The 6,067-nt window shown below is 71.1% G+C and carries 3 protein-coding genes; all 3 read right to left on the bottom strand.

The genetic code is table 11. The annotated features are described in order from the left end of the window. Positions 1-88 precede the first annotated feature (88 nt). Positions 89-2,452, bottom strand: coding sequence for a putative bifunctional diguanylate cyclase/phosphodiesterase (locus tag ACFU53_RS45875; RefSeq protein ID WP_384006096.1), 2,364 nt, complete (start codon positions 2,450-2,452; stop codon positions 89-91). Positions 2,453-2,677: 225 nt separating this feature from the next. After that, positions 2,678-4,879, bottom strand: coding sequence for an NAD-dependent DNA ligase LigA (ligA, locus tag ACFU53_RS45870; protein ID WP_384006094.1), 2,202 nt, complete (start codon positions 4,877-4,879; stop codon positions 2,678-2,680). A 15-nt stretch (positions 4,880-4,894) separates the two neighbouring features. Then, positions 4,895-5,911, bottom strand: a complete 1,017-nt coding sequence (locus ACFU53_RS45865) for a methionine synthase (protein ID WP_384006092.1) — start codon at positions 5,909-5,911, stop codon at positions 4,895-4,897. Positions 5,912-6,067 lie beyond the last annotated feature (156 nt).

The following is a 6,067-nucleotide window of genomic DNA, read 5'->3' as shown; positions in this document are numbered from 1 at the left end:
GGATCTTTAGGGGCGCGGGGAACTGCGCGAGAAGCCCCACCGTGCCCGCACCCGCCCACGAACCCGCGTTCCCCGAGCTGTCAGGCGCTTACTCGTCCGCCGTCGCCGCAGGCAAAGCCGCGGCCGGCCGCTGCCACCCCCGCGACCCCCGCGCCCGCAACCACGCCGTGGCCTCCTCGGGAGGCATCGCCGCAGCGACAAGCCACCCCTGCACAGCGTCGCACCCGAGATCCCGCAACCGCTCCCACGTCTCGTCGTCCTCGACACCTTCCGCGACGACGAGCAGCCCGAGCGAATGCGCGAGATCCACCGTGCAGCGCACGATCTCCGCGTCCTCGTTGTCGATCGCCAGCCGAGCCACGAACGACCGGTCGATCTTCAGCTCACTCACGGGCAGCCGCCGCAGATGCACCAGCGACGAGTACCCCGTCCCGAAGTCGTCGAGCGACATCTTCACCCCGTGCCCGGTCAGCCCGGCGAGGGTGTCCGCGGCCCGCTGGGGATCTTCGAGCAGCACATGCTCGGTTATCTCCAGCTGCAGCGACCCGGCGGGAACCCCGTGGCGGGCGAGCCGTGCGGCCACCGCGCCCGCGAAGCCGGGGGTGTGGACATCGCGCGGCGACACGTTCACGGCGACCGGTACGTGCAGCCCCTGTGCCCGCCACCTCGCCACCTGCGCGAGCGCGGTCTCCAGTACGTACTCGGTCAGATGCGGCATCAGCCCGGAGGACTCGGCGATCGCTATGAACTCGTCCGGCGGTACCTTCCCCCGCTCGGGATGCACCCACCGCACCAGAGCCTCGAGGCCGGCGACCTGGCCGTCGAAACGGACCTTCGGCTGGTAGTGCAGCTCGACCTCCTGGGCGTCGAGCGCGCGCCGCAGATCGCCCAGCAGACCGAGCCGGTCCGGGGTGTTCGAGTCCCGTTTGGACTCGTACACCTCGACGCCCGTACGGTCCCGCTTCGCCTGGTACATCGCCACGTCCGCCCGCCGCAGCAGCCCCTCCGCGTCGAGCGCGTGGTCGGGGAAGACGGCGAGCCCGGCACTGGCCTCCAGGACGAGGGTGAGCCCGTCGAGGTCGAGCGGTGAGCCGAGCGCGGCGACGAGGTTGCGGGCGACACGCGACGCGGACGTCGTGGAGTCGGCGACGGGCAGCAGTACGGCGAACTCGTCACCGCCGAGCCGCGCGGCCTCCGCTCCGCGCGGCAGGGCGACCCGCAGCCGATCCGCTATCTGCAACAGCAGCCGGTCGCCCGCGAGATGCCCGAGCGTGTCGTTGACGGACCTGAAGCGGTCGAGGTCGATCAGCATCAGTGCCGACCTCGCGCCGATGCGTTCGGCGTCGTCCAGGGCGGTCCAGGTCCGTTCCAGCAGCCACTGGCGGTTCGGCAGTCCGGTGAGCGGGTCTCGCAGCTGCTCCTCGGCCCGGGCGCGGGCTATCCACAAGGTGGAGTCGAGCGCGATGAGAGGGATGGCGAAGAGTGGCAGCAGCAGGGGCTGGGCGGTGGCGACGACACAGACGAGCGGGGCGATGCCGAGCAGCGCGACGGCGACGAGCCCCTGTCTGACCAGGGCCGTACGCGCGACGGTGGGCAGACCGCCGCGCGGTGCGGCCAGATGCCAGAGCAGGGCGCGGCTGACCGCGAGATAGGCGATGGCGACCAGGGCCACCTGGGGCGCCGAGTAGAGGTTCCAGCTGTCCGGGTCCCAGGGCCGCTCCACCGAGGGGACGCGGCCGAAGACCCTCAGGACGAGCGCGCCGGCGCCGATGCCGAGGATGTCGACCGCGCCGTGCAGTACGCCCTGGCGCCAGCGGCCCCGGCGGGCGATGCCGACGAGGACGACGACGGTGAGGCTGACCATCCCGGCGGCCACCCAGCCGTACAGCAGCAGGACGGCGAGGGTGAGGGCGGCGCCGGAGCCGGTGCCGCCCCACCAGCGGGCGCGGCCCATGGCGACGAGATGGCCGACGATGATGCCGGTCAGGAGGGCGAGGGACCAGCCGACCGCTCCGGCCGGGAAGAGCGCGTGCTGTCCGGCGAACGCCCGGTAGAAGCCGGCGCCCAGGATGGCGCCGGCGAGGCCCACGATCACGGCGGGCAGCGCGGGCCAGGACAGGTGCCGATCGGCGTCGTGCCCCGGCAGTTCGTGTGCGCGGCCCTCGCTGAGGGCGCCCGTGACGGCAGGTGCTCCACCCGTGCCGACCGTGGTGCCGGAGGTGAGCTGTGCCGGGCCCGGTACGAGGGAGCCGCGTGCGCTCGCGCCCGCACGGCCCGGCGGCCGTGCCGCCCCGACCCTGGACCCCGCCGTCGTCGTCTGCCCGGGGCCCCGTTCTCGGCTTCCCTCGAACGGGCGTCCTCCCATGAGCAGGGAGCGCCCCCATCGCCAGGCCCCGGACACCCGGCGCAGGCGCAGCCGTGAGTCCGGGGCGACGCTCTCGGTCGGTTCCATTCCCGTCCCTCTCACAGCCGGCGGTGCCCACGCCACGCGGCCCGTTGCTCCCGACAACCTCAACGGCACCGCGTCCGAAACCCACCACGCGTCCGGGCACGGCAGGCGCACACCTCAACAGTAGGCCGCACAAGGCTTCCACGGGCAGCGGTCGACGTCGGTTGCCCGAATGCGACCGGCCACCCGTATGCATCTGGTATGCGCCGAACGGGTGGCCTTCAACCCCTACTCCTCGATCGGGAGCGCGACTTCCGCCGCCGCGTCCGGTCCCTGTTCGAGCAGCACGGCGAAGCCGTCCTCGTTCAGGACGGGCACCTTGAGCTGCATCGCCTTGTCGTACTTGGAGCCCGGATTCTCACCCACTACGACGAATGAGGTCTTCTTCGAAACCGAACCGGTCACCTTGGCGCCCCGGCTCTGCAGCGCTTCCTTGGCCCCGTCGCGCGTGTGGTGTTCGAGTGTGCCGGTCACGACGACCGTCAGCCCTTCGAGGGGCCTGGGTCCCTCGTCCTCGCCGGAGCCCTTTTCCTCCAGCGGGACACCGGCCACCTTCCACTTACGGATGATCTCTCGGTGCCATTCCTCGGCGAACCACTCCTCGAGTGCCTTCGCGACGATGGCGCCCACGCCGTCGACCGCCGTGAGCTCCTCCTGCGTGGCCTGCTCGATACGGTCGATCGAACGGAACTCGCGGGCCAGGGCCTGCGCGGCGACCGGTCCGACGTGGCGGATGGAGAGCCCGTTGAGGAAACGGGCGAGCGGACGGCTCTTGGCCTCCTCGATCTTCTCGAGCAGAGCGAGCGTGTTCTTCTTGGGCTCACCCTTCTGGTTGGCGAAGACGGTGACGATCTTCGGCTCGCCCGTCCTGGGGTCGTGCTTGGGCAGACCGCTGTCCGCGTCCAGGACGTACGCCTTGATGGGAAGCAGCTTTTCCACCGTGAGGTCGAAGAGGTCGCCCTCGTCGACCAGGGGCGGGTCGGCCGGCTCCAGGGGCCGGGTGAGGGCGGCGGCGGCGACACCGCCGAAGTGCTCGATGTCCAGGCATTCCCGGCCCGCCAGATACGAGACGCGCTCCCGCAACTGGGCCGGGCAGCTGCGGGCGTTGGGGCAACGCAGGTCGATGTCGCCCTCCTTCATCGCACGCAGCGTCGTCCCGCACTCCGGGCACTCGGCCGGCATCACGAACGGCCGCGTCCCGCCTTCGACGCGCAGGTCCACGACCGGCCCGAGGATCTCGGGGATGACGTCACCGGCCTTGCGGATCACGACCGTGTCCCCGATGAGGACGCCCTTGGCCTTGACGACGTCCTGGTTGTGCAGCGTGGCGAACTCGACCTCCGAGCCGGCCACCGTGACCGGCTCGACCTGGGCGTACGGCGTGACTCTGCCGGTCCGGCCGACGCCCACCTTGATGTCGATGAGCTTGGTGTTGACCTCTTCCGGCGCGTACTTGTACGCGATCGCCCAGCGGGGTGCGCGCGCCGTCGATCCGAGACGGCCCTGCAGACGGATCTCGTCGAGCTTGACGACCGCACCGTCGATCTCGTGCGCCACGGAGTGGCGGTTCTCGCCGTAGTGGGCGATGAACTCCCGTACGCCGTCGAGGTCGTCGACCACCTTGTTGTGCTCGGCGGTGGGCAGGCCCCAGGACTTGAGGAGGTCGTAGGCCTGGGAGAGACGGGTGAAACCGCCGTCGAAGCCCTCCAGGGCGCCGATGCCGTGGACGACCATGTGGAGCGGCAGGGTGGCCGTGACCTTGGGGTCTTTCTGGCGCAGCGAACCCGAGGCGGAGTTGCGGGGGTTGGCGTACGGCTTCTCACCGGCCGCCACGCGGCGTTCGTTGAGACCCTGGAAGGCCTCCATCGGGAAGTAGACCTCGCCACGGATCTCGACGAGCCGCGGGACACGGTCGCCCTTCAGCCGGTGCGGGATCTCCGCGATCGTCTTGACGTTGGGCGTGACGTCCTCGCCGGTCCGCCCGGTACCGCGGGTGGCGGCACGGGTGAGCCTGCCGTCCTCGTACGTCAGGTTCACCGCGAGGCCGTCGATCTTGAGCTCGCACAGCAGGTGGTAGTCGGACGTGCCGACGTCCTTGGCCACGCGCTCGGCCCAGGCGGCGAGCCCCTCGTCGTCGAAGACGTTGTCGAGGGAGAGCATGCGCTCGCGGTGTTCCACCTCGGCGAGGTCGGTCTCGTACTCGACGGCGACCTTCTGCGTCGGCGAGTCCGGGGTGCGCAGCTCGGAATACTCCTCCTCCAACGCCTCCAGGGTGCGCAGGAGTTCGTCGAACTCCGTGTCGCTGACGATGGGAGCGTCCTTCACGTAGTACCGGAAGCGGTGCTCCTCGATCTGCTCGGCGAGCCGCGCGTGCTTCTCGCGTGCCTCGGCGGGTACCGATGTGGGCTGTGCGTCCTTGTCGCCGGCCACCGTGTTGTCCTCCCGTTACTCTGGGTTGTCCGCGAGAGATCTCGCCGCCTTGACGCAATGGGCGAGCGCCCGGCGCGCGTACGCCGGGGAGGCCCCCGCGAGCCCGCACGTCGGAGTGACCGTGACCGCCTCCGCGAGAAGCCCCGGATGCAGCCCCAGCCTGCGCCACAGCGTCCTGACACCCATGACGCTACCGGCAGGGTCCGACAATGGGCCCTCCGCCGTCGGCACGACACCGGTCAACAGCTTCGTGCCCCCCTCGACCGCTTCCCCGATCGCGTCGTCGTCACGTTCGGTGAGCAAGGAGAAGTCGAAGGAGATCCCGGTGGCGCCGACCCGGCGCAGGAGCGCGAAGGGTACGTCGGGGGCGCAGGAGTGCACGACGACCGCACCCTCCGAGGTGTGGACGTCGATGACGTCCCTGAGTGTGGCCTCGACGAGTTGGCGGTCGACGGCGCGGTGGGTGCGGTAGCCGCTCGCGCTCCTCACCTGGCCGCGCAGGACGGCGATGAGGGAGGGTTCGTCGAGCTGGAGGACGAGTTGGGCTGCCGGTGCGCGTCGGCGGACCTCTGCGAGGTGCTGGCGCAGACCCTCGGCGAGCGAGCCGGCGAGGTCCCTGCAGGCGCCGGGGTCGGAGAGGGCCACCTCGCCGTTCCTCAGCTCCAGGGCGGCGGCGAGCGTCCACGGGCCGACGGCCTGCACCTTCAGCGGGCCGTCGTACCCCTGCGTGAACTCCTCCAGGGCGTCCAGGTCCTCGCCCAGCCACGACCGCGCCCGCTTGCTGTCCCGCCCGGGCCGGTCCCCGATCCGCCAACCGCTGGGCTCCACGCGCGCGTACAGCTCGACCAGCATTCCGGCGGTTCTGCCGATCATGTCGGCGCCGGGGCCCCTGCCGGGCAGTTCGGGCAGGTACGCCATCCCCGTCTCGGGCCACTCGAACGTCCCGGTGACGGTCTTGGCGGCCTCTCGGGCGTCGCCGCCGGGCATGGAACCGATGCCGGTGGCCGGGCCGAAGCCGAAGTGTTCTTTCACGTGTCGAAGCCTACGTTTTGCGCCCCCGCCGCCCCTACCCGTCCCATCCACAGGGGCTGCGCCCCTTCGACCCCCACCCGCGGGTCCGGTGGGGGCTGGTCGCGCAGTTCCCCGCGCCCCTGAGAAGCAGGGGCTGCGCCCCATGCTTTTCAGGCC

The sequence above is a fragment of the Streptomyces sp. NPDC057474 genome (assembly GCF_042802555.1).
Taxonomy (GTDB): Bacteria; Actinomycetota; Actinomycetes; order Streptomycetales; family Streptomycetaceae; genus Streptomyces.
This window is presented reverse-complemented; position numbering and strand designations above follow the sequence as displayed.

What these genes read in the sequence shown, in the direction of transcription:
- ACFU53_RS45875 (WP_384006096.1), bottom strand. Translation starts at nt 2,452, where the DNA reads ATGGAACCGACCGAGAGCGTCGCCCCGGACTCACGGCTGCGCCTGCGC.